The organism is Streptomyces sp. SID5643 (genome assembly GCF_009872555.1).
In the GTDB taxonomy this organism is placed as follows: Bacteria; Actinomycetota; Actinomycetes; order Streptomycetales; family Streptomycetaceae; genus Streptomyces; species Streptomyces iakyrus.
In genome coordinates, this window is record NZ_WWIC01000026.1 from 1 (window position 1) to 1,065 (window position 1,065).

Here is a 1,065-nt window from a genome sequence, read left to right on the forward strand (position 1 = left end):
GCTCAACCGCAGCTCCGGATCGGCCGCCACCGCCTCCAGCACCCGGACCCAGCACTCCGCGAACCGCTCGGCCGTTTCGATGTCGAACAGGTCCGTTGCCGCGATCACGACCCCGCGCAGTCCCGCCGGGGCCCCGTCGGCGTCGAACGTCTCACCTGCCGACACTTCCACGTCGAACTTGGCCGCTGTCGCCGCCGCAGCCATGCCGCCCGTGCTGACACCCTTCAGGTCCAGTACGGCCTGGGTGTTGTTCTGCAGGTTCAGTTGCACCTGGAACAGCGGGTGCCGGGCCAGCGACCGGGCCGGGGCCAGCTCTTCCACGAGCCTCTCGAAGGGAACGTCCTGGTGCTCGAGCGCGGCCCATCCCTCGGTGCGCGCCCGGCCCAGTGCCGCACGGAAGGTCGGGTCGTCCGACAGGTCCGTGCGGATCACCAGGGTGTTGACGAAGAAGCCGACCAGGTCGTCCAGCGCGACGTCCATGCGCCCGGCCACCGTGGTGCCGATCGGGATGTCGGTGCCCGCGCCGAGGCGGGAGAGGAGCACGGCCAGTGCGGCCTGGAGCACCATGAACATGGTCGCGCCCTCGGCGCGTGCCAGCTCCGCCAGCCGTGCGTGCACATCCGCCGGGATCTCCAGCGGTACCCGGTGCCCGCGGTGGGAGGCCACGGCCGGGCGCGGCCGGTCGAACGGCAGCGCGAGCTCCTGCGGTGCGCCGGCCAGCGTCTCGCGCCAGAAGGCGATCTGCCGGGAGATCACGCTCTCGGGGTCGTTCTCGTCGCCCAGCATTTCGCGCTGCCACAGCGTGTAGTCGGCGTACTGGACCGGCAGGGGCTCCCACTGCGGGGGCCGCCCCGCTCGCCGTGCCTCGTATGCCGTCGAGAGGTCGCGTGCGAGCGGGCCTCTCGACCAGCCGTCGCTGGCGATGTGATGGACCACGAGCACAAGCACTTGCACGTCCGACCCGGCGTCGAACAGCCACGCCCGGATCGGTACCTCGGAGGCCAGGTCGAACGCGTACTGCGTGGCTTCGGCGACGGCGGCGTCCAGCTCCGCCGGCGCCACCTC

At 71.7% G+C, this 1,065-nt stretch carries 1 protein-coding gene; it reads right to left on the reverse strand.

The genetic code is table 11. The annotated features are described in order from the left end of the window. On the reverse strand, positions 1 to 1,065 hold a 1,065-nt coding region (locus GTY56_RS02925; protein ID WP_237524358.1), incomplete at both ends, for a condensation domain-containing protein.